General features: G+C 37.7%; 18 protein-coding genes and 1 pseudogene. 6 read left to right on the top strand and 13 right to left on the bottom strand.

What is annotated here, in order from left to right; translation table 11 throughout:
* Positions 1 to 67: 67 nt before the first annotated feature.
* From QM017_RS00185 to QM017_RS00170, 4 genes are all read right to left on the bottom strand, one after another.
* Positions 68 to 1,489, bottom strand: coding sequence for a gluconokinase (locus QM017_RS00185; protein WP_282708430.1), 1,422 nt, complete (start codon positions 1,487 to 1,489; stop codon positions 68 to 70).
* Between the two features lie 78 nt (positions 1,490 to 1,567).
* On the bottom strand, positions 1,568 to 2,320 hold the full coding sequence (locus tag QM017_RS00180; RefSeq protein ID WP_282708429.1) for a ChbG/HpnK family deacetylase: 753 nt from the start codon (positions 2,318 to 2,320) through the stop codon (positions 1,568 to 1,570).
* Positions 2,321 to 2,402: 82 nt separating this feature from the next.
* Complete coding sequence (locus QM017_RS00175) at positions 2,403 to 4,220, bottom strand: FAD-binding protein (protein ID WP_282709538.1); 1,818 nt, start codon at positions 4,218 to 4,220, stop codon at positions 2,403 to 2,405.
* Positions 4,221 to 4,380: 160 nt separating this feature from the next.
* Positions 4,381 to 4,743: an NADPH-dependent FMN reductase gene (locus QM017_RS00170; protein WP_282708428.1), complete on the bottom strand. Its 363-nt coding sequence runs from the start codon at positions 4,741 to 4,743 to the stop codon at positions 4,381 to 4,383.
* 122 nt (positions 4,744 to 4,865) lie between these two features.
* Between QM017_RS00170 and QM017_RS09205 the strand changes: the two are divergent.
* Positions 4,866 to 5,801 (top strand): annotated as a pseudogene (locus QM017_RS09205) (LysR family transcriptional regulator).
* Positions 5,798 to 6,808 carry an FAD:protein FMN transferase gene (locus QM017_RS00155; protein WP_282708425.1) on the top strand — a complete coding sequence of 337 codons (1,011 nt, stop codon included), beginning with the start codon at positions 5,798 to 5,800 and terminating at the stop codon, positions 6,806 to 6,808. Before QM017_RS09205 ends, QM017_RS00155 begins: the two are co-directional and overlap by 4 nt.
* A gap of 219 nt (positions 6,809 to 7,027) precedes the next feature.
* Here QM017_RS00155 and glpK read toward each other — a convergent pair whose 3' ends face one another.
* The 4 genes from glpK to QM017_RS00135 form a co-directional block, all read right to left on the bottom strand.
* Positions 7,028 to 8,533 (bottom strand): glycerol kinase GlpK, encoded by a 1,506-nt coding sequence (gene glpK / locus QM017_RS00150; protein ID WP_282709537.1) that lies wholly within the window; start codon positions 8,531 to 8,533, stop codon positions 7,028 to 7,030.
* 262 nt (positions 8,534 to 8,795) lie between these two features.
* Complete coding sequence (locus QM017_RS00145; protein WP_282708424.1) at positions 8,796 to 9,647, bottom strand: PTS transporter subunit EIIC; 852 nt, start codon at positions 9,645 to 9,647, stop codon at positions 8,796 to 8,798.
* Positions 9,648 to 9,650: 3 nt separating this feature from the next.
* Positions 9,651 to 9,956 carry a hypothetical protein gene (locus QM017_RS00140; protein WP_282708422.1) on the bottom strand — a complete coding sequence of 102 codons (306 nt, stop codon included), beginning with the start codon at positions 9,954 to 9,956 and terminating at the stop codon, positions 9,651 to 9,653.
* Positions 9,957 to 10,180: 224 nt separating this feature from the next.
* Positions 10,181 to 11,608 (bottom strand): 6-phospho-beta-glucosidase, encoded by a 1,428-nt coding sequence (locus QM017_RS00135; protein WP_282708421.1) that lies wholly within the window; start codon positions 11,606 to 11,608, stop codon positions 10,181 to 10,183.
* A 280-nt stretch (positions 11,609 to 11,888) separates the two neighbouring features.
* Between QM017_RS00135 and QM017_RS00130 the strand changes: the two genes are divergently transcribed.
* A complete protein-coding gene (locus QM017_RS00130) occupies positions 11,889 to 12,590 on the top strand; it encodes a GntR family transcriptional regulator (protein ID WP_282708420.1) in 702 nt (233 codons plus the stop codon).
* Between the two features lie 69 nt (positions 12,591 to 12,659).
* Here QM017_RS00130 and QM017_RS00125 read toward each other — a convergent pair whose 3' ends face one another.
* The 5 genes from QM017_RS00125 to rpmH all read right to left on the bottom strand — a co-directional run bounded on the left by QM017_RS00125 (position 12,660) and on the right by rpmH (position 18,187).
* Complete coding sequence (locus tag QM017_RS00125) at positions 12,660 to 15,029, bottom strand: phosphoketolase family protein (protein ID WP_178196764.1); 2,370 nt, start codon at positions 15,027 to 15,029, stop codon at positions 12,660 to 12,662.
* 180 nt (positions 15,030 to 15,209) lie between these two features.
* On the bottom strand, positions 15,210 to 16,400 hold the full coding sequence (locus QM017_RS00120; protein ID WP_282708418.1) for an acetate kinase: 1,191 nt from the start codon (positions 16,398 to 16,400) through the stop codon (positions 15,210 to 15,212).
* A 382-nt stretch (positions 16,401 to 16,782) separates the two neighbouring features.
* The gene (gene yidC, locus QM017_RS00115) at positions 16,783 to 17,616 is read right to left on the bottom strand and encodes a membrane protein insertase YidC (RefSeq protein ID WP_282708416.1); all 834 of its coding nucleotides are present in this window, start codon (positions 17,614 to 17,616) and stop codon (positions 16,783 to 16,785) included.
* Between the two features lie 24 nt (positions 17,617 to 17,640).
* The gene (gene rnpA / locus QM017_RS00110) at positions 17,641 to 17,991 is read right to left on the bottom strand and encodes a ribonuclease P protein component (protein ID WP_282708415.1); all 351 of its coding nucleotides are present in this window, start codon (positions 17,989 to 17,991) and stop codon (positions 17,641 to 17,643) included.
* A 61-nt stretch (positions 17,992 to 18,052) separates the two neighbouring features.
* Positions 18,053 to 18,187 (bottom strand): 50S ribosomal protein L34, encoded by a 135-nt coding sequence (rpmH, locus tag QM017_RS00105; RefSeq protein WP_003701411.1) that lies wholly within the window; start codon positions 18,185 to 18,187, stop codon positions 18,053 to 18,055.
* 495 nt (positions 18,188 to 18,682) lie between these two features.
* Here rpmH and dnaA point away from each other — a divergent pair, with 495 nt between their 5' ends.
* The 3 genes from dnaA (at position 18,683) to yaaA (ending at position 21,799) form a co-directional block, all read left to right on the top strand.
* Entirely contained in the window at positions 18,683 to 20,029 is a 1,347-nt protein-coding gene (gene dnaA, locus QM017_RS00100; protein ID WP_178196770.1) for a chromosomal replication initiator protein DnaA, read from the top strand.
* A gap of 148 nt (positions 20,030 to 20,177) precedes the next feature.
* On the top strand, positions 20,178 to 21,317 hold the full coding sequence (dnaN, locus tag QM017_RS00095; RefSeq protein ID WP_178196772.1) for a DNA polymerase III subunit beta: 1,140 nt from the start codon (positions 20,178 to 20,180) through the stop codon (positions 21,315 to 21,317).
* A gap of 260 nt (positions 21,318 to 21,577) precedes the next feature.
* Positions 21,578 to 21,799, top strand: coding sequence for a S4 domain-containing protein YaaA (gene yaaA / locus QM017_RS00090; RefSeq protein WP_178196774.1), 222 nt, complete (start codon positions 21,578 to 21,580; stop codon positions 21,797 to 21,799).
* The last annotated feature ends 1 nt before the right edge of the window (position 21,800 follow it).

Here is a 21,800-nt window from a genome sequence, read left to right as displayed (position 1 = left end):
GAAGATTTTATGACCAAAATTTAGTGTTTTTGTTTCAAATTACTAAGATTTAATAAAGATAAATGTTTCACGCGAAACATTTGATCTGCGCATCCTTAAAATTCGCCAAGACATTGCGATAACATTGAACATTTTGTTCTTTAGGTGAATAACGAATAGTAGTAATCGGTAAACTTAAATCATGGATGACTAACTTTAATGCTCCTAAACAACTTCCTTCTTGTTTAGGCATGACTACTACTTCTTTATCCAAAATATCCGCTAGTAATTGACAACAAATTGGTGTTTGAAAAAAGCCTCCCGTAACCTTAATTTTAGTGAAACTCTGGCCAAGCTGTTGTTGCATTAAATCAACAATGCTAGCCATATTCAACAATATACCTTCAACAACCGCACGTAACAAATCTTCACGTGTATGTTGGGCTGTTAAACCAATAAATTGTGCCTTAGCATCACTTTGCCACAAAGGAGCGCGTTCACCATACAAATACGGCAAAAATAACAAACCATTAGCTCCACACGTTGAATCATCTAAATGTGCCAACATCTGCGAATAACTGCTATCTTGCCAGCCAAAATTTTCTTTAAACCAGGCCAACACATTACCACCATTATTTGAAGGCCCCCCTATCAACCAATGGTTATCATCTACTACATAACAAAATAATTTGCTTTTTGCCATATAATTAGGCTGGTTGGATATCACACGTAACGCTCCACTGGTTCCTAAAGTTAACACCAACTCTTGTTCTTTTTGGCTGACGCCTAAATTGGCTAAAACACCATCACTCGAGCCCCAAACAACCTTAGTAGTCGCTGGTAATCCTAATTTTTTAGCCATCGTTATCATTAAATTAGCCTCATAGGTTGGAGCTACTAATGTGGGGAGCTTTTCTTTACTTAGACCAACACAAGCCAATAAAGTCTCATTCCACTGATAGTCAATCATTAGCCCTGTTGCACTTGCAATTCCCCAATCCATTTTAAGTTGCGCAGTTAAATTCCATAACAAATATTCTTTAATTCCAACTATATAGGCACTTTGTTGTAACAACCAAGGATTTGTCTGCCTAAAGCCATATAATTTAACGAATGGTGCCATCGGATGCAAAGGTGTCCCAGTTTTAAAATACAATTCTTGCACTACTGGTTGCTTTTTTAAATCCGCTAAAAACTCTTGACCATAATTATTGGCCCACGTATAAACTGGACTTAGTGGATTAAATTTTTCATCTAAAAATAAAACACTATGCATCGCACTTGAAAAGACAAGTTTGGCAATTTCTCGTACCGCATCTTTTTGCGTTAACTCATTTAACGTTTGAATCAATAAACACAATGTTGTCTCTAAAATAACGTTGGCATCTTGTAAGGTAATATCTGTTTGACCATATGCTGCTGTCACAAATGTAACTTGTTTTCCATCAAAAGTGTAGCTAGCGACTTTGGCATTGGTTGTCCCGATATCAACCGCTAAAATATATTTCATGACTGCTTCCTCGTTTAATTATTATATTCTTATTTTACGCGGATTTTTACTAGGTGTTAAGCCAAAATCGTTGCTAGCTTAGTGACACTGACTATAACGCAAACACTCGACATCTTGTAAAAGTTGCTTAACTTCCAAACTCGTTAACATTGCTACTTCTTTGGTTCGATTGACTGTTAAACTGGATTGTGTCAAGATTTCTTGATCTAGATACCCGGGATGAAAAACAAGCATTGGAATGGCCGTAGTTTCTGAAACCACCGCCCGTTTTAGCATCGCTAGCGGATCATAATCATCTTGCATACTTTCCATTATGAAGTTAAACTTGGTCGCCCGCTTGAAAGATTGTGCCGCTCCTATCTGCTTAGGCATCGCAAGCAAAGGCAAGTCATGGCGTTTTGCCACAATTGCTAAGCCTTTGGCAAAATTTTCACTCGCAACGGCATGCCCCTCAAAATAATCAGGTTTCCGCCCTGTTAATGCAACAAAACGCTGATACTGTGCCTCAATTTCGGCGACCACCTCGTCTAGCACTACAAAATCTGCACCTTGGTTTTGCCGATAAAGCCGTGAAACCTTAAAATTACCAGCCTCATCGACTAATGAAGGCACCTGCTTTGCTGGCAAAAGTGGTTTACCTGCACAAATCACCGTATGTAACCCCAAATCAATTGCTTGTCCTTTCAGTAAATCTAGTCCCATCTGAGTTGCTGGCATATTTACCATCACCCCAACATTATTGATGACCCCATGAACCACACTTTCATAGATGCCATAATTTACCGCTTTAGAATAGCCTAAATCGTCTGCACGCAATAAAATTTGCTTCATTTTAACACCTCCGTTAATTGTTTGAGTTAATTATACGCCTATTTTGAGTTAAAAAAACCAGGGAGAGTCCCTGGCTTTTTTCTTATTTCACTTTCCCTAATGCATCTGCTACCGCTTCTTTGATAGCACGGCTAGTTGCCGACGCACCGATGATTACATCGACATTGTTTTGAGCGACAATTTTTTCCGGAATTTCACGGATGGCTTGTAAGCCAACATCTTCGCTTTCATGATGCATTACGACTTCAACTTCTTCAATCTTATCGTTGGCAAAGGTCACGCGTGTCATCACTTGGCCGCCGATACCGGATTGCGATGAGCCAAGATATTGGTTTGGTCCGCAAGTGATATCAGCAACTTTTTGCGCATCTAATAAATCATTGATGCCATTAAGATACGTACTGGTTAAGCTTTGATCGCTATCATCTTTTGTTGCAGTCGCTTGTTGACCAGCAATCTTACCAAAAATCAAGCATTCTGCTAAATTATTGCCACCTTGATATTGGTTAGCCGAGATACCACCTAATTCACCAGCACTATACAAATGTAGTATTGGTTGTTCATTTGTATCTAAAACTTCAGCTTTGGTATTGCGTTTTGGTCCACCTTGTGTATTTAAGACGGTATTACTCATCTTCATCGCATAATATGGTCCATCGTCAAAGGCACGCATCGTTTCAGGCGCACGATTAAAGGCATAATCGCGACCAACTTGGGCGAAATGATTGAAATCGGCCACCGTTTGTTCTAATTTAGCCGCATCAACGCCAATCTTTTGAGCTAAACCAGCAATCGTTGGTGCACTAATCAAACGTTCTTTAAAATCTTCAACCGGTAATGGCTTTTGCATGATTTCGTCAAGTTTAGTTTGATCAAAGATAAGATATGGATGAACACACCGAATTGGCATCCGCCATTGGCCATTTTGGTAGATATGCCCATGCCGATTGGCTTCATCTTCACGGAAATAGCGAGTGCCATCATCGCCAACAGTCAACAGACTACCGCTAGAGGTTTCAAACCAATTTAGAATTGTCCGGCCACGCTTACCTTCATCTTCGGCAAAACATAACCCATGTTGCAAAGCTAATGCTTCATAGTTTTCCATATGCCATAACTTAGCCCCGACTTCAAGGCCCATGTTAATGCCATCACCTGTATTATAAAGACTACCTAAAACAGCTAAGTGATCAGCACCTAGATATTTTTGCACCATTTCTTTATTATTTTCAAAACCACCGGTCGCTAAGACAACCCCATTTTTAGCACGAACATTATACACTTGACCGCCACGTGAAATCTGAGCCCCTATCACAACCTTAGTTACTGGATCTTGAATCAAATGAATGGCACGTGATTCTAACCACACATCGATCTTATCTGCTCTGTCAGCAACTTTTTGTTGCAAGATTTTCCACAAAGCAGCATCAAAAACCGTTTGATGAACAAGTGTTAAATCATAAGAATATACACCTTCATATTCGGGATATTCAAAACATACATCGGCAACTTTAATCAAGGTGCTGGATTTTTCAAATGATTTCTTGAAACTAAATGGTTCGATATCTAAGTATTTGCGATAATAATCGCGCATGTTACACATTCCATCTACATAGGTATCAACCATGTCTTCTGGCAAATCCATTGGATAAGTCAATTGTTGATAATATTTCTTTAATTCAGCAAAATCATCGCCTGTTCCAACAACTTGACCGGCATAACGGGTATTACCACCTTCATGACCATATGGTGCAGCATCTACTAATAAAACTTGGGCACCTGCATCTGCTGCAAACCGGGCTGCGGTCGCACCCGCTACTCCAAAGCCCAAGACTACCGTATCATAAGTTGCGGACCATTCAACCTTTGCTTGCGCATTACCATTAATGGTATTAAGCATCTGGACAAAATTATTAAAACATTCTTCTAAAAAACAAATTGTCTTAGCATCGACCAAATCACCTTGTTCATCAAAAGCCTTAGGTGCAAAACTCAATAAAAATTCATTGGCTGGTAAGACGATTGCTTCCACACCTGGTGAGCTTAAAATAACTCTTAAGTTATCTTGTGCGCGTGAAGTTCCTTGTACTCCTAATGAAGTCCCCCACAAGCATACATGGTTTACTTCTGAAAGGATGATGCTGATAAGAAAGCCATTCTAACACACTCTTTAAGGCGGCTGGAATCCTGTGATCATATTCTGGTACACCGAAAATAACACCGTCAGCAGCTTCAATCTTTTGACGCATCTTTTCAACTGCAGGTGGCGTATCGGTGGCGATTTCCTCATTGAATAAAGGAATATCTTTAACTTCTGCAAGCTCAATTGTTGCCTGTTTAGCAAAATGCTTTTGCATATACATTAGTAACTTACGATTATAAGAAAGTGGTGCATTAGTTTCGACAATTGCTAATAATTTCATGCTAACATCCCCTAAATAAAACGTTTACACTTAAATTATCAACCTTTTTATCAATAATGTTAAATGCTTATTTAGTTTCATCATCATAACTAATTAGTTATAACAAAAAAGAGGTGAGCATCATGAATGAACAACTTGAATTTTTAGAAAAACTTCTTACCAGTGTCAAGCAAGCTGAAACGTTAACCAAGGTTGCCCAAGAACTTTATGTCAGTCAACCTTACGTCAGTCGCATCTTAAAACAGGCCGAAGAAAAATACCAAGTTCAACTCGTTGAACGTCAAAAAAATCCAATCTCACTAACCCTAGCAGGGCAGACCTTATTAAATGGGCTCCAAAAAATGCGCCAAACTAGCCAAGAATTAACGCAACAACTCGAAATTTTAAGTAAAACACAAGCTGGACACTTAACTTTAGCCATTAACCAACCATTTTCGGCTATCGATCTACCAGATATTTTACAAAAAGTTCAATATCAATATCCTGATTTAAACCTTAAAGTCATCGAAGAAACAACCAATCGTGTCGCTAATCAACTTGCTAACAGTCAGGTTAATCTTTTCATTGGTCGGATTATCAATGATCCTACGCTTAAAGTTCTTTATCTCCGAAACGATCAACTTTGTTTAGTTGTGCCCGAAAATGCATCTCTTTATCAACCAAATAAACGCCTGCGAACTTTAACCTACACGTAACTTCAAGCGTTAAGTGGCCAAAATTTCATTCGTCTTTCAGGCACGTCTTCTTTTCAAAACATGATTGACCATCTTTTTAGCGATCATGGAATTCAAATCAAGCACTGTCTGAGTCTGTCTAATTCAATAGCAACTACCTTAGCTGCAGCCAAAGGCTTAGGTATAACCGTTAGTTCTTTGCCAGTCGTCAAGCATTGTTTAACACCACAAAGTCCCGTTAACATCTTGCTTTTTCCAAAAGAAATGCTTAACCTTAATTTAGGTATTAGCTATGCTAAAAATGCCGATCCTTTTGTCGCAGAAATGGCATTATTTTTACAAACTATTTTTCAAACCCAACACGAAGGGAAGATATTTAAATGAGTACACTACTTTGGCCAGACATTCACTCAGAATTTATCCCTCAGCTTAGTCAACGTAGACTTACTAAAACGTATCGTGCGTTAGGGACGACGATCAACTTAACTTTATTTGGCACAGCCTATGAAAGTCAACTCGATAAAGCTTTTGAGCTCATCCAGTTTTATGAAGATCTGTTGACCGTCAATCGCACTAATTCCGAGGTGATGGCAATCAATCAAGCTGCCGGCAAACATCCCGTTCAAGTCAGTTATCCAACTTTTAACTTGATTCAAAAAGCTTGGCAAGTCAGCTGCCAAAATCGTGGTTTTAACGCCGCGATCGGACCGCTCGTCAAATTGTGGAAGATTGGCTTTGCTGGCGCTAAATTACCGAAAAAAGCCGATATTGAAGCTAAATTACAACTTATTGATGCCCAAAAAATTCAAATCAACCCGACCAATTTAAGTGTCTATTTACCTTTAAAAGGAATGGAACTTGATTTAGGTGGCATTGCTAAAGGTTATATCGCTGATCGCATCCAAGATTTATGGCGTGCTTATGATCTGCACAATGGTATCATCGATTTAGGCGGTGATTTACTTTTAATGGGATCTCAACCTATCCACCCCGATCAATTATGGCGCATTGGCATTCAAGATCCCAATAACACCCGTGGCCAAGCAATCGCCGCTGTCAAAATGCCACCTTGCTCGATTGTGACTAGTGGGATTTATGAACGCCGTTTCGAATATAACGGCCATTCGTACCATCATATTTTAGATTCACTTAGCGGATATCCGAAAGAAAACGACCTTGCCAGTGTCACCGTCTTTTCCAAATATTCACTTGATGGTGAGATTGAAACAACTAACCTCTTTTTTGCCGGACACCCCCAAACTAACTGGACCAACGCTGATTTATACGGTGCAGTCTTTGTCACTAAAGACCAAAAGATCTGGTTGAGTGGCTTTAAACCTAGCGATCTAAAAATCTTAAATCCTGCATTTGAAATTCAAACACGCCCGTAAAGCGTGTTTTTTTGCGCACTAAAAAAGGCAACCACAAAAAGTGATTGCCAAAACTTAGTCGTCATTTTTAAGGTAATAAGTTGAAAAGTAATGCCCCCGATTGTTCCTCCAACGATTGGTCCTAATACCGGTACCCAGCTATAACCAAAGTCTGAAACCTTTTGTCGCTGTTTTTATATGTCGTTTAAATCATTTGCTTGTTACTTTTAAATAGCTGACTTATTTAGCTCGATGCTTAAAAATACGGGTAGCTGCAACTGCATTTTGCCATCCTGCATACGAGTCTTCACGTCGTTTTGCACTCATTTGTGGTTCAAATCTTTGTCCTACTGCAAAAATAGTTTTTAGTTCGGTCGTATCTTGCCAATACCCCACAGCTAAACCAGCTAAAAAGGCTGCTCCAAGTGCTGTTGTTTCCAAATTAGCTGCACGTTCAATCGGGGTATCTAAGATATCTGCTTGGAATTGCAACAAGTAGTTATTCTTAGCCGCGCCACCATCAACACGCAAAGTTGGAATTTTGATCCCCGTATCTTTTTCCATCGTATCAACCACATCACGAGTTTGATAAGCTAGTGATTGTAACGTTGCTTTGATAAAGTCGTTTTTAGTGGTTCCACGTGTCAAACCAAAGACCGCACCACGCGCTTCACTATCCCAATAAGGTGCCCCTAAACCAGTAAAGGCCGGTACCACATAAACTTCATCATGACTCGTAGATTTATAAGCTGCTTGTTCTGAATCAGGCGCACTTTCTAAGATTTCCATGCTATCACGCAACCATTGCAGCGCCGAGCCCGAAACAAAGACCGAGCCTTCTAAAGCGTAATTAACTTTGCCATCAAGCGCATAGCCGACAGTTGTCAAAAGATTATTTTGTGATAAGACTGGTTTTTCACCCGTATTCATCACAATAAACGAACCGGTCCCATAGGTATTTTTTACCGTACCATCTTCTAAGGCCAACTGGCCAAATAAGGCTGCTTGTTGATCACCGACTAAACCAGCAATTGGAGCACTACTACCATAGAAATGATACGAAGCCGTATGACCATAAATTTCTGAATTACTCTTAACTTCTGGTAAGATTTTTTTGGGAATGTTGAGTAATTTCAAAATATCTTCATCCCACGTTAAATCATGAATGTTAAATAACATCGTCCGACTAGCATTGGTATAATCGGTCACATGTGCTGCCCCACCGGTTAATTTCCAAGTCAACCACGTATCGATTGTACCAAAAAGTAATTCTCCTCTTTGAGCTCTTTCTTGAGCACCTTCAACATGATCTAAAATCCAACGAATCTTGGTTGCCGAAAAATAAGCATCGATCAATAAACCTGTTTTAGCATGGATCATTTCACTATATCCTTCATCAATCAAACGCTGCGCAATCTCATTGGTTTGCCGTGATTGCCAAACAATTGCATTATAGATTGGTAGACCAGTTTGCTTATCCCAAATAACCGTGGTTTCTCGTTGGTTAGTAATTCCAATTCCGGCGATTTGTGTTGGATGAATTCCCGAATTAATAAAGGCATTGGCAATCGTCGATAAGACCGCATTCCAGATTTCATTAGCATTATGTTCCACCCAACCTGGTTCTGGGAAATATTGCGGAAATTCCTTTTGCGCATCGGCCACTTTTTGTCCCGCATGATCAAAGATAATCGTTCGTGTACTGGTCGTACCTTCATCGATAGCCATAATATATTTTTCTTGCATAGTGGATTTTGTTTCCATTTAAAATACCTCCCCAAAAAAGAAAACGCTCACTTTATTTACATCAAAAGTATACCATTTAAATAAGTTGCAGACAGCTTAATTTATTAATATTATTTAACTCGCTAAAACACTCCCCTTATTTTAACTAACTTACAATCTATTGGCTGCCAAACAAAAAACCTCTTTACCAGAAATTTCAGTAAAGAGGACTTTAATTTTTATTAGCACCGCTGACGGTTATTTCTTGTCAAAACATTTAATTTTAAGCTTGTTTTTGTTCTTGTTCAAGCGCTTGTTTATCAACAATCTTAAAGAATGGATACCACCAAGCCATCGAAACGACGATTTCAACTAATTGGAAAAGTGCACCCTTCCAACCACTAATCAAAAAACCAGCGATGATTGGTGGTGTCGTCCATGGAATATTAACCCCATTTGCAATCGGTACCAAGCCAATTTTCATTACAAAATAAGATAATGAAACAAAAATCACCGGTGATAAGATAAATGGAATCATCATGATTGGATTTAACACGATTGGAATCCCAAAGATTAATGGTTCATTGATATTAAAGAAACCTGGTACGATTCCTAAACGTCCTAAGGTCTTATATTGATCAGATTTAGCCATGAAAGCTGCAATAATTGCTAAACCAATCGTACAACCACAACCACCTAATTTAACATAATTTGCATCAAATTGTCCGTTAACGATGTTAGGTAAAGTCTTACCAGCTGCATAAGCGGCAGCATTTTGGGCGGTTAAAGATAACCAAATTGGATTCATTACCCCACCGATAATGTTTGGCCCATGCAAACCAAAAGAAAAAAGAATTGTCGCAAAAACTTCAATAACTAAAGTTGCTGGGTAAGAAGCTCCTAAAGACGTCAATGGTGTTTGTAAGAATTTAAAGATAAAGGCTTGCGCTGAATCAAATGGTATCACCGTAAAGATAAAACGAATCACATCAAAGATCACAAAGACAAATAAACCAGGAATCAATGCTTCAAATGAACGGCTAACATTTTCTGGCACTGAATCAGGCATTCTAATCTTCCAACCACGACTCAAAACCCAGCGCATGATTTCTACCGTTCCAATGGTGACAAACATGCCTTAAAAAAGTCCTGAAGCACTCAAGTTATCCATTGGTAAAAACATCAAGCCATCTTTAGTTGTAGTTACTGGTGTTAAGATAAACAAAGTAACAAACGACATGATTTGTGTTGCTAAAGAGTCTATTTTGTAATATTTGGATAAACTTTTAGCAATCCCTAACATGACATAAACCGTCATGATCCCCATTGATAGGTTATATGGAATATTAAACCAATCTGTCCAATTCTTTCCCAAAAGTGTTGCCATCATATTTTTATGTGGATCTAATGGTAAATTGCGCGCTAAGAAAACTTCAATATCCATGCAAGAAAACACTTTCTATGATTTTATTATATTTTGGACCGACCTATTTTTTAAGTACCAATAAGTTATTTTTTGCATTAACATTTGTATAAACCACTGACAATTGTTGATTTAATAAGGTTGAAGCAACTCTAAGTTTATTTTTTATGCAACATTTTTTAAAATTGTTTCTTAAATAACTTTTCCCCAAACAAAAAAGGACCACTTAAAATGGTCCTTTAAAATTAATGAATGCCGTTATTGGCGATTACTTGGCGATACCAGTCAAATGAATCTTTCTTGTAACGTTTCATGCTACCATGACCTTCGTTATCACGATCGACATAAATCATGCCATAACGCTTCTTCATTTCTCCTGTTGTAAAGGAAACTAAATCGATGATGCCCCAAGGAGTATAACCCATCAAGTCAACCCCGTCATGTTCAACTGCGGCTTGCATCGCTTGGATGTGTTTGGTCAAATAATCGATCCGGCCTGGATCATGAATGCTGCCATCGGCTTCTAATTGATCGACGGCACCAAAACCATTTTCAACGATGAATAATGGTTTTTGATAACGTTCATACAAGTTGTTTAAAGTGTAACGTAAGCCGGTTGGATCGATTGGCCATCCCCAGTCACTTGATTTGATATAAGGATTTTCAACGGCATTAGCCATCCCACCGTTAACAACATTTTCTAAGTTATCATTATGTGCATCAGCTTTAACTGCGGTTGACATGTAGTAACTAAAGCCGATGTAATCGACTGTACCTTCTTTGAGATCTTTCAAATCTTGATCGGTGATTTCTAAGTTATAGCCCTCACGTTCAAATTCCTTTAAAGCATAAGCTGGATAATATCCACGTACATGCACGTCAGAGAAGAAGAAACGTTCATGCATTGCCAAATGTGCATCTAAAATATCGTCCGGGTTACATGAATATGGATAAACCGGCACATGTGAAATCATACAACCAATCTTGAAGTTTGGATTAATTTGTTTACCAATCTTAACGGCACGTGCACTTGCCACTAATTCGTTATGCGCAACTTGGAATAAAACTTCACGTGGATTTTCACCTGGTTGCAATGTTACCCCAGAGTTGGTCCATAAGAAAATTGGATTATGAGTATCCATTTGATTATTGATTTCATTGAAAGTCATCCAATATTTAACCTTATCTTTGTAACGTTCAAAGACGGTTTGGGCAAATTTTACAAAGAAATCAATCACTTGGCGATTTCTAAAGCCACCGTATTCACGCGCTAAATGTAGCGGCATTTCAAAGTGCGACAAGGTGATCACTGGTTCGATGCCATGTTTTAACAATTCATCAAACATCTCATCATAAAATTTCAAACCTGCTTCATTTGGTTCTTGTTCATCACCTTTAGGGAAAATACGGGTCCACGCAATCGAAGTTCTAAAACACTTGAGTCCCATTTCACCAAATAACGCTATATCTTCTTTATAGCGATGATAAAAGTCGATTGCTTCGTGATTTGGATAAAACTTATCTGGTTCAATTTCTTGCGTGATTTCACGTGCTACACCATGCGCTCCGGCCGTCATCACGTCGATTACGCTTGGTCCTTTCCCATCAGCATTCCAACCACCTTCAAATTGATGAGCAGCAACTGCGCCACCCCATAAGAAATCTTTTTTCATCGTTATCCTCCTAGTTTAATTCTAAAATAACGTCTTTTCCGCCAACTTTTTTATTTTGTGCTTTATATGAGGCTGCATTTTACGTCTTGCTTGGCCGAAACTACATATTTGAACGTTGCTTCGTTTAATTTGACCGTGTCTACACTGACGTAAATCAAAACTTCCTCATTCCTATTTTTTGCATTCACAATTTTAAAACAATATTCACAATTTGTCAAGAACGCTTCCATTAGTTTATAATATTATTTAGAAGCAACATTTTAATAAGGAGGGTAAAATTTTGCCTAAATATATCGAAATCGCCCAAAAACTCGAGCAATATATCATCGATAACGAGCTCGAACAAGGCGCTAAACTACCTATTTTCAATGAACTTTTAGCCAAATATCAAATCAGTAAAAGCACACTCGTCAAAGCCTTTGAAATTTTACAAAAACGGGGGCTAATCTATCAAGTCCAAGGCAGCGGGACATTTGTTCGTCGCCCGAAACGCGATGGTTACGTTAACTTTTTGGAAAGTAACGGCTTTACTAGCGATCTATCCAAGCACACTTCAGCTGCCAAGGTCATCGAATTAGAGGTCATCACCGCTCCTAAAGAGATTCAAAGTGCTTTTAAATGTGGCGCTGAGGATTTTTATCATATTAAACGTATTCGTTACATCAATGGACGACCATTATGTATTGAAGAATCTTATTTTAGAAAAAGCATTGTGCCATTTGTCAACGAACAAATCGCCCAAGGCTCGATGTTTGCCTATATTCACGAATTAGGCCATCACATCAGTTTTTCCGATAAGTACATGCGTATCCGTGAATTAAGTGACTCCGAAGCTACTTTATTAAGTTTAGCTCCCAAGGCTCCAACCTTAGAAGTCCACGAAATCTATTACCTTGCTTCCGGATTACCGTTTGACTATTCGTTTACGACCTATAATTATCAAAATTCTCGCTTCTTTATTCAAAGTAGCACGATGGATTAACAAAAAGGCTCACGTTCAAAATTGACGTGAGCCTTCTTTTTTTATTGAAGCTGTGGTTTTTTCAGCCTCTTATTTTAATGGTTTCCATTCCCAGTTTTCAACTTCTGGTAAATCGGTACCTTCATCACGGATATATTGATGGTGTTTAGCGATAATGCTATCCATTTCAGCAATGATTTGTCCGTATTGTTGTGCGTTTGGTTGGCTTAACAAGGCATCTTTAACCAAGTCGAAGCGATCCATTTGGTTAACAACACGCATATCAAATGGTGTTGTGATATCGCCGTTTTCACGGTAACCATGGATATATAAGTTATGGTTGTGACGATCAAAGAAGATGTCACGAATCAAACCTTCATAACCATGGAAAGCAAAGATAACTGGTTTATCTTTGGTGAAATAGAAGTCAAATTCTTCATCGCTTAAGCCACGTGGGTCAACTTTTGGACTGCGTAGTTTCAATAAATCAACCACATTGATAAAACGAATCTTCAATTCTGGTAATTTTTCATGCAAGATTGAAATTGCAGCTAAAGCTTCCAAGTTTGGTTCGGTCCCAGCTGCAGCAATTACCAAATCAGGTTCAGCATTTTGATCAGTTGAAGCCCAATCAATAATCTTAAGCCCATTGTCGACTAATTCTTTAGCTTCGGCAGCCGAGTAGAATTGTTGACGTGGGTGCTTGGATGAAACAATCAAGTTGATCTTATCACGATCATTTAAAACTTTATCAAAGACTGCTAATAAAGTATTTGCATCAGCTGGCAAGTATTCACGGATGAATTCAGGTTTCTTGTCGGCTAAATGTGCTAATAAACCTGGATCTTGGTGTGTGTAGCCGTTGTGATCTTGTTGGAACACAGTTGAAGTAGCTACAACGTTTAATGATGGCACAGAAGTTCTCCAAGGTTGTTCCTTAGCTTTTCTTAACCATTTGAAGTGTTGCGTTAACATCGAATCAACAACACGCAAGAATGCTTCATAACTTGCAAAGAAACCATGACGACCAGTCAAGACATAACCTTCTAAGAAACCTTCTGCTTGATGTTCGGATAATTGTGAATCAATTACACGACCACTTGGTGCTAAGAATTCATCGTTTGGTTCTTTGATAGCTGGTAACCATTGACGGTTCGTTTGTTCAAAGATTGGTGCCAAACGATTGGACATTGTTTCGTCTGGTCCAAAAATTCTAAAGTTCTTGTTTGCCTCATTTTCAGCTAAAACAGCTTCTAAATATTTACCTAAGATACTCATATCTTGCGCCACGGTTTGCCCTGGCGTAGTAGTATCAACAGCAAATTTGCGAAAATCAGGTTTGTTTAAATCACGAATTAATTTACCTGGGTTAGTATGTGGGTTAGCCGCCATGCGCTTGTCACCTTTTGGCGCAATTTCTGCGATCTCGGCTTTCAAAGCCCCATTTTCATCGAATAATTCTTCTGGGCGATAGCTCTTTAACCATTCTTCCAAAGCATCGGCATGTTCCATATGATTTTGATCAACTGGAAGTGGCACTTGGTGTGCTCTAAAGGAGTTTTCGATTGGCTTGTTATCCCAGAATTTAGGACCTGTCCAACCTTTTGGTGTCCGCAAGACAATCATTGGCCAAGTTGGTAAGCTTGCATCGTTATTTTCACGCGCATGCTTTTGGATTGTCTTGATTTCTTCGATTGCTTCATCTAATGCTTTAGCCATCGCTGGATGCATCACTGCTGGATCGTCACCTTCGACAAAGATTGGATGCCAACCCATCCCTTCAAAGAATTTTTGTAGAGTTTCATCAGATTCACGTGACATGATTGTTGGGTTAGAAATCTTAAAGCCGTTGATATCTAAGATTGGCAAGATGGCCCCGTCATTGATTGGGTTGATGAACTTGTTAGATTGCCATGAAGTTGCCAATGGACCAGTTTCTGCTTCCCCATCACCAACAACTGGTACGACAATCAAATCAGGATTATCTAAGATTGCCCCGACAGCATGGGAGATGGAATAACCTAATTCGCCACCTTCATGAATCGAACCTGGTGTTTCAGGTGCCGCATGTGAAGCCACCCCACCTGGGAATGAGAAACGCTTGAATAATTTTTGCATCCCTTGTTCATCTTGCGTGATCTCTGGATAAATTTCAGTATAACTACCGTCAAGATAAGAGTTTGAAACCATCACTTGGCCACCATGTCCTGGACCTTCAACATAAAACATGTTCAAGTCATATTTGTTGATGACACGGTTTAAATGAGCATAAATAAAGTTTTGCCCTGAAATTGTGCCCCAATGGCCGATTGGTTTAATCTTTACATCACTAGCTTGTAGTGGACGACGTAAAAGTGGATTATCTTTCAAATAAAGTTGCCCTACAGAAACGTAATTAGCAGCGCGCCAATATGCATCAAGTTTATCTAAATATTGCTTGGATGAGTAATCTACTGTCATGTGAGCTAGACTCCTTTGTTCGTTTTATTTTCTACACTCACATGATAACGCTCTATCTTAAAAATGTCAACCATTATAAAAATTGGTACGTTCCACTTTTGGGGGAAATTTTTGTTAAAAAACAACCAATAAAAAAATCCTTCCAAACTATTTTATTAGTTAAGAAGGATTAATTTCATTTTATTTATTTCTAAAGGCTTCTACATCTCTAGCAATCATCAATTCTTCATCAGTTGATATCTTCAAGACTGCAACTTTAGAATCTTTGGTTGCAATGTAGCCATCTTCATTAGCTGCGTTAGCCGCATCATCACAGGTAATACCCAAATATGCTAGGCGTTGCATTACCATTTGTCTTACAGGCACCGAATTTTCACCAATACCAGCTGTAAAGATGATTCCATCAACACCACCCATTTCAGCTACGTATTCACCGATATATTTGACAACATTTTTCACGAAGATATCTAAAGCTAATTTAGCACGTTTATTATCATTTTTAGCCGCTAAAATATCACGCATATCTGGTGAAACACCTGAAATTCCTAACAAACCAGACTTGTTATTTAAAATATAAAGCATTTCATCAAGTGATTTGATGCCTAATTTATCCATCACATAGTTCAACAATGCCACATCGATATCACCCGAACGTGTCGCCATCGTTACCCCAGTTAATGGTGTAAAGCCCATTGATGTATCAAATGATTTGCCATCTTTAACAGCACAAATTGAAGAACCTGCACCTAAATGACAAGTAATTAATTTCAATTCTTCAAGTGGTTTTCCTAAGAATTTTGCAGCTTCTTGGGCAACATAGCGATGACTTGTGCCATGTGCACCATAACGGCGTACCCCATATTGTTCATACCATTCATAAGGTATGCTATACAAGAAGTTTTCTTCAGGAATGCTTTGATGAAATGAAGTATCAAAAGCTGCCAAACTAAACGCATCTGGTAAGACCTTTTTAAAGGCCTTAATTCCCATTAAATTAGCTGGGTTATGCAATGGCGCAAAATCAGCAATTTCATCAATTTGTTCAATGACTTTATCGTCAATAACAGCGGAAGTCTTGAAATATTCGCCCCCAGCTACCACACGATGACCAACAGCTGTGATTTCATTTAAATCATTTACAATTCCTAATTCTTCTAACAATGCCAACAATCTATCAACAGCAATCTTATGATCACTGACATCTTCCTGACTAGTAAACTTTTCGCCTGCACCATACTTGATGGTAATTGCTGAGCCTTCAATACCGATTCGTTCAATTAAACCACTAGCCAAAACTTCTTCATCTGGTATTGCAAATAACTTAAATTTTAAACTCGAGCTTCCTGAGTTAATAACAATTGTTTTTTCCATTTAAAATTCACTCCTATACTAAAAGAAAACGGTCACTTCCATATTAGAGTACTTTTTAGCAAATGTAAACGGTTAAGAGAATTTTTATTCTTTTCTTAGTGTTTCGTTAGTCAATTTTTTTGATTTTATAGCCTGTAGCTCTGAAACACTTACTAAAATTTGTTTTTTTAAATTTAAATAAACTTTCTACTAAAATAAGGCAAAAATCCTCTCCTAAAGAGTGCTTCAAACTCCAAGTTAGTAAATTTAATCTTTAGCAGCTACTTTATCATCCTAATTTGACAAAGAAAAAAGCAACATTGCCAGTTCATCACACTAGCTTTGCTGCTTTTAAATAATTTGCTATAACACAGAAACATTCTCTGTAAGCTTTTCGTTTGTATTATTTTTTCTTATTCTTCAAAGCTTTACGCTTAGCTTTTTCAAGCTGACGTTGCTTTTGTTTTTCAGCCCGTTGCTTTTCTTCACGCTCACGGTTAATCTTATATGGATTATTGAAAAACCATGTTTGAGCCACAGAAAAGGCATTGGTAATCATCCAGTATAAAGACAACGCAGCAGGCACGTTTAACCCGATAAAGAAGATAAATACCGGCATGGCATATGTCATCACCGTCATCATTGCATTTGATTCTGGTTGTGCCATCATACTCAACTTAGAAGTTAAATACGTAAAGATAGCCGCCAAAATCGGCATCACATAATACGGATCCTTATCGCCTAATTGCATCCAGAAGAATTGTCCGACCTTCAAGGTTTCTGAACGGAAAATTGCTTGGTACAAGGCAATCATAATTGGCATTTGCACAATTAACGGTAACATCGAAGCCATCGGATGAACACCTGCTTTAGAATAAAGCTTTTGTGTTTCTGCTTGTAATTTACGCATTGTTTCAGTATCACGTGCAGAATACTTTTGTTGCAACGCTTTGATTTGTGGTTGCAACTCCATCGTCTTGCGCGATGTGTTCATCTGATAAATCATTAATGGTAAAATCACGATTCGAACAATAATCGTGAAAACGACAATCCCCCAACCATAATTATGGCCAAAGATGTTGCTCAGTGCTTGAATTGCCTTGACAAAGTTCCAAACAATATAATGATCCCAAAAGCCTGTACTTTGGGCATCAATCGGTGCCGTGCTACAACCGGCTAGAACTAACATCAAGGATACAGCAGCTAGAAGAGCGGCAAAACGTTTCCCTCTTTTCAATGCTTATTTCCTCACTTTTTGATATTAATTATTTTCTTCCTCTAAAACATGTGCCAATTTTAAAACATGCAATAAATGCTTTTTTATATCTGCCATCGCCATGTCAGTGACACTAGGACGAGCGATTACGATAAAATCGCAATCTTGTTTTAATTGTGGTTTTAATTCAGTCAAACTTTGGCGAATTCGACGTTTGACCCAATTGCGCTGAACCGCATTACCAATTTTTTTACCGACAGAAATGCCGACACGAAAATGGGGCTGGTTGGGCTTTTCAATCATGTAAACCACAAACTGACGGTTAGCACATGATTTGCCTTGGGTAAAGACTCTTTGGAATTCCGCTTCTTTTTTGACGCGGTATGACTTTCTCATAATCCATCTCCAAAATTTTGCATGCTACATAACAAAAAAAGACCACTGACGGTCCAGTGATCTATGCAGACAATACTTTTCTACCTTTACGGCGTCTACGTGCTAACACATTACGACCGTTACTTGTACTCATACGTTTACGGAAACCATGTACGCGTTGACGATGGCGTTTCTTTGGTTGGTAAGTTCTCTTCATCGGCGTTTGCACCCCTCTCTTATTTGCAATGTTACTTAACATATTACTATGAAAGTAAAATGATTGTCAACTTCAGACTTACTTTTTTATCCTATCATATCTTTCATTAAAAATAAAGGACTTATTGTCAAAAAAACCTTGCATTTTATCCACAAGCGTGCTTTTTTTATGCACACCCTTGTAGATGGTAATTTTTATTTCCACATCTTTTTGCGCAAATAAATTCACAATTAACATATTGTTAATTAGCAAGTGTGCATTTGTTTATCTTCTTGTGGAAAACTTGTGAAACATGCATTAAACCAAGAAAAAATCTCAAATCCAGCTTGTGGATAAGCGATGAAATCAGACTTTTTCACAGTTTTATCAACAGGATGTGGATAACGTTTTTAACAGGCTGTGTTTTTCTTTTTTTATTTTCTTAAATCTGTGGAAAACTATTTAATTAAATGCTACAATTAAAAAGGTATATTTTAATAAAAGGAGGGAAGTCCAGTGCTAGATCTTGCAACTTTATGGCAATTTCTTTGCAATAAGTTTGAAGAATCTTTCGCCACAATCACCTATAAGACTTGGATTGCTACCGCTAAACCCATTCAATTTACTGACAACACCTTAGTTATTGAGGTGCCTTCAGTTTTGCATCGTGATTACTGGACTCAAAATATCGCACCTAAAATTAGCGAAATTTTAAAGGCCGAATCAAATGCCGACATTACGGTCTTGGTAAAAACGCCTGAACAAGCTAATCCATTAGCGATACCAGAAACCAAGCCGGCTCCGGCAATAACACAAAAAAATTTCATGCAAAATTCGCAGCTCAACGAAAAGTTTACTTTTGATACATTTATTGTTGGTAAAGGTAATCAAATGGCCCACGCAGCCGCTTTAGCAGTTGCCGAAGAACCAGGCGGCCCATCTGGTGGGTATAATCCATTATTCTTTTATGGTGGTGTTGGACTTGGAAAAACGCATTTGATGCATGCTATTGGTCATCAGATGTTAGCCAATAATCCCAATGCTAAAGTCAAATATGTTACAAGCGAATCTTTTGCCAACGATTTTATCAATTCTATTCAAAACAAACGCCAAGAAGAATTTCGCCAAGAATATCGTAATGTCGATTTGCTTTTAGTTGATGACATCCAATTTTTTGCAGAAAAAGTCGGTACCCAAGAAGAGTTTTTCCATACTTTTAATGCTTTGCATAATGAAAAAAAACAAATTGTGCTATCATCTGATCGTTTACCTAACGAAATTCCTAAACTAGAAGAACGCCTTGTTTCTAGATTTAAAGGGGGCTTATCTGTTGATATTACCCCACCTGATTTTGAAACAAGAATTGCTATTTTACGTAATAAAGCTGAAACCGAACATCTCGCAATTCCAGATGAAGCCTTAAGCTATATCGCCGGTCAAATCGATTCTAATATTCGTGAATTGGAAGGAGCCTTAATGCGAGTTCAGGCATTTGCTACAACAAATGGACGTCCTATCACAACTGATTTAGTTGCTGAAGCCTTGAAAAACCTCAAACTTCATGATGGAACACCAGAAATTACAATTCCTTTGATTCAAGCAAAAGTTTCTAAATATTATCAAGTAACGGTTTCCGAACTGAAAGGTAAAAAACGTGTTAAGTCTATCGTAATGCCGCGGCAAATTGCAATGTATTTATCACGTCAGCTTACTGATGCTTCTTTACCTCGAATCGGACAAGAATTTGGTGGTAAAGATCACACCACCGTGATTCATGCTTGCGAAAAAATTGAAGAATCTTTGATGAGCGATCAAAAATTACAAACAGAAATCGCCATACTCAAATCAGAAATCAAAGGTTAGTTGTGGAAAACTGAAAATTTAATACACAACTTTATCCACATGTTTATAACCAATAAAATTGTGCTATTTTTTAGTTATCCACAACAATCACATGTTCTACTACTATTACTAAAAAAATAATAATAATAATAATATATTGGAGGTTCACATGAAATTTTCGATTCAACGAAATCCATTTATTAAATATTTAAATACAGTTACTCGTGCAATCTCTGCCAAAACTGCCTTAGATATTTTAAACGGAATCAAATTAGATTTAACAAATGAAGAATTGAAATTAACAGCAAGCAATGGTGATATTTCAATTGAAACAACCTTAGCTGAAAATGATGAAGAAGCTGGATTAAGTGTTTTAGAAACAGGAAGTATTGTTGTTCCAGCTAGAATGTTTGTTGATATCATCAAACGTTTGCCTGAAAATGAAGTTAATATTAACATTGATGCTAAATATCAAGTAACAATTACTTCAGGACAAGCAGCTTTTACAATCAATGGTCTTGATCCAAACGAATACCCACATTTACCAGAAATTGAAATTAAAACACAAATCAATTTAGAAGCAGACATTTTAAAACGTGTGATTGAACAAACAATTATTTCTGTTTCAAATCAAGAAAATCGTCCCATTTTAACGGGAATTCATTTGACTTTAAAATCCGATCAACTAGTAGCAGTTGCCACCGACTCACATCGTTTAAGTCGCCGGCAATTAGCCTTACAAGTTGATCAAGCAATTGATTATAATTTGACAATCCCAGGAAAATCAATGAATGAATTAGCAAAAATGTTAAGCGATTATCCAGGACAAGTTAATGTCCAAATTTCTGAAAATCAAGTACTTTTCATCTTGGGGCAAACATACTTTTACTCACGTTTGTTGGAAGGAAATTATCCAGAAACAGATCGCTTGATTCCACAAAATAGTTCAACACAAATTGAGTTTAATTCAGCTGAATTCCTACGTGCGATTGAACGTGCCTCATTGTTATCGCATGAAGGGCGTAACAATATCGTTAAATTGACATTAGATACAGCAAATCAAAGTGCGATCTTATCTGGAAATTCGCCTGAAGTAGGAAATGTTGAAGAAAGATTAAGTTTCAATAGTTTGACTGGTGAAGGAATCCAAATTTCATTTAACCCAGATTACATGAAAGATGCCTTGCGCTCATTTGGTCAAAGCCAAATCAAGCTTGAAATGACGCAACCACTTCGTCCGTTTGTCGTGTTACCTAGCGAAGGTGACACCACTATGTTACAATTGATTACACCAGTACGGACGGCTTAAAATAGCTAGTAACATTTAAAAATTAATTCCAAAACAAAAAGCCTTGTTTTTAACAGGGTTTTTTTGTTTGTAAAAGTATGAAATCGAATTTTTGACCGATAGATTTTGATTTAAGCGTAATAAGCTTTAAAAAGTATATTAAGTCTAAAAGAATCTAACATCGCTTAAATAGGCTAAAAACGCGAATAAAATTGTTTTTGTCTCGAAAAAAGGATATAATTAAGAGGTATCATATTGGGTTAGAGAAAGGAAAAAGTCTTTTGGAAAAAACGATTTATTTAACTACGCCTTACATTACGTTAGGTCAACTCTTGAAAATCGCAGATATTATTTCTTCTGGTGGTCAGGCTAAATATTTTTTAGCGGACTATCAAGTTGTGATAAATGGCCAAGTAGATCAACGGCGTGGCCGTAAACTTTATCCAGACGATGTCGTAGAAATTCAAGAATTTGGCACTTTCATTATGAAAGCCGGAAAATAAG

Source organism: Ligilactobacillus sp. Marseille-Q7487 (assembly GCF_949152225.1).
GTDB lineage: Bacteria > Bacillota > Bacilli > Lactobacillales > Lactobacillaceae > Ligilactobacillus.
This window is presented reverse-complemented; position numbering and strand designations above follow the sequence as displayed.